Here is a 1,663-nt window from a genome sequence, read left to right on the forward strand (position 1 = left end):
GCCCTTGACGTCCAGCCCGGAGTACCGCCCGAAACCCGCGTCCACGCCCGCCGAGATTGACTGGCGCGCCGAACTGCTGGGGGTGCTGGCGCTCATGCCCTCGGACGGGTTCGAGCGGCTCTGCCAGCACCTGTTGCGCGAGGCGGGCTTCACCAAGGTCGAGGTCACCGGCCGCTCCGGCGATGGCGGCATCGACGGGGCCGGCGTGTTGCGGGTCAACTTGCTGTCGTTCCGGGTGTTCTTCCAGTGCAAGCGCTGGAAGGGCTCGGTGGGGCCAGGCGTGGTGCGCGATTTCCGTGGCGCCATGGTCGGGCGCGCCGACAAGGGGCTGATCTTGACCACGGGGGTCTTCACCGCCGAGGCCCGCCGCGAGGCGACCCGCGACGGGGCGCCGCTCATCGACCTGGTCGATGGGGAGGCGCTTTGCGACCTCTTGAAGCTCCACGTCATCGGGGTGCAGGTGCGCAACGTCGAGGAGGTGTTGGTGGACCCGGCCGCCGTGGTGGCGTTCTCCCTGCCGGCCTACGGCTGAGCGAGCGGCCTTTGACAACCGCGGGCGGACCGCCTAGCGGCTGCCTCATGCCGCTGCGCCCGCTCTTCGTCACTCAGGTCTATGAGGCCAGCCTCGCCGAAGAGCGCGGGTTCGCCGCGTTCAACGCCGATCTGGAAGACGCCTGCCAGATGCTGGCGGCCGAGGACGCGGCAGGCCGCGCCTGGAGCCGCCGCGAAGCCTACGGCGGCTACACCTCCTACGCCTCGCTGGACGACCTGCCGAGGCGCGCCACGGCGTTCGCGACGCTGAAGACCAAGCTGGACCGCCACGCCGTCGCTTTCGCCGACGCGCTATCGCTGGATCTTGGCGCGGGCCGGCTGAAGCTCGACAGTCTGTGGGTCAACGTCCTGAAGCCCGGCGCGGCGCACTCAGGCCACATCCACCCGCATAGCGTGATCTCCGGGACGGTCTATGTTGCGGTCCCACCGGGCGCCAGCGCGCTGAAGCTGGAGGACCCACGCCTGCCGCTGATGATGGCGGCTCCGCCCCGGCGCACCGACGCCGAGGAGACCGCCCGCAGCTTCGTCTATCTGACGCCGCAGGCCGGCACGGTGCTGATGTGGGAGAGCTGGCTGCGTCACGAGGTCCCCGCCAACCGCGCCAAGGCCGAGCGGATCAGCCTCAGTTTCAACTACGGCTGGCGCTAAGGGCGCGCCCTAATACACCGTCGGTTCGCTATCGCGGTGCTGGGCGCCGTAGCGCGCGTCCAGCTTCAGCTCCTTGCGCGGCTCCAGGATGCTGAACCAGCCGGCGCCGTCCAGCGAGCGTGCATCGTCGCGCCGCGGGGCGTTGCTGGTCCACACCTCGACCTGTTCGCCGAAGTAGCGGGCGAACCGCTTGACCAGGTCTTCGTTCGGAAGCGCCGCGCCGGCGACGATCTTGGCCATGCGTGATCGCTCCAGCGCGAGCTGTCGCGCGACGGCGCGCACGCTCAGCTCCCGCTCCTCCATCAACGTGGTCAGCCTGTCGGTCAGCCAGCTCATCGAAGCAGACCGGCCGGCGTCAGCTGTCGAGGAAGCTGCGCAGCTTGCGGCTGCGGCTGGGGTGCTTGAGCTTTCGCAGCGCCTTCGCCTCAATCTGACGGATGCGTACGCGGGTGACGATGATCTG

The 1,663-nt window shown here is 69.6% G+C and carries 4 protein-coding genes; 2 read left to right on the forward strand and 2 right to left on the reverse strand.

Features of this window, described 5'->3' with window-relative positions; all coding sequences use genetic code 11:
• Both Q8M88_RS04430 and Q8M88_RS04435 read left to right on the forward strand, forming a co-directional pair.
• Window positions 1–532, forward strand: a 532-nt coding sequence (locus Q8M88_RS04430) for a restriction endonuclease (protein WP_305595039.1), incomplete at its 5' end; no start/stop codon positions are given.
• 47 nt (window positions 533–579) lie between these two features.
• A complete protein-coding gene (locus Q8M88_RS04435; protein WP_305595040.1) occupies window positions 580–1,200 on the forward strand; it encodes a TIGR02466 family protein in 621 nt (206 codons plus the stop codon).
• Window positions 1,201–1,209: 9 nt separating this feature from the next.
• Here Q8M88_RS04435 and Q8M88_RS04440 read toward each other — a convergent pair whose 3' ends face one another.
• Both Q8M88_RS04440 and Q8M88_RS04445 read right to left on the reverse strand, forming a co-directional pair.
• Complete coding sequence (locus Q8M88_RS04440) at window positions 1,210–1,536, reverse strand: helix-turn-helix domain-containing protein (protein ID WP_305595041.1); 327 nt, start codon at window positions 1,534–1,536, stop codon at window positions 1,210–1,212.
• 19 nt (window positions 1,537–1,555) lie between these two features.
• A partial coding sequence (locus Q8M88_RS04445; RefSeq protein WP_305595042.1) for a hypothetical protein occupies window positions 1,556–1,663 on the reverse strand: 108 nt, incomplete at its 5' end.

Origin of the sequence: Phenylobacterium sp. (genome assembly GCF_030693805.1) — a bacterium.
In the GTDB taxonomy this organism is placed as follows: domain Bacteria; phylum Pseudomonadota; class Alphaproteobacteria; order Caulobacterales; family Caulobacteraceae; genus Phenylobacterium.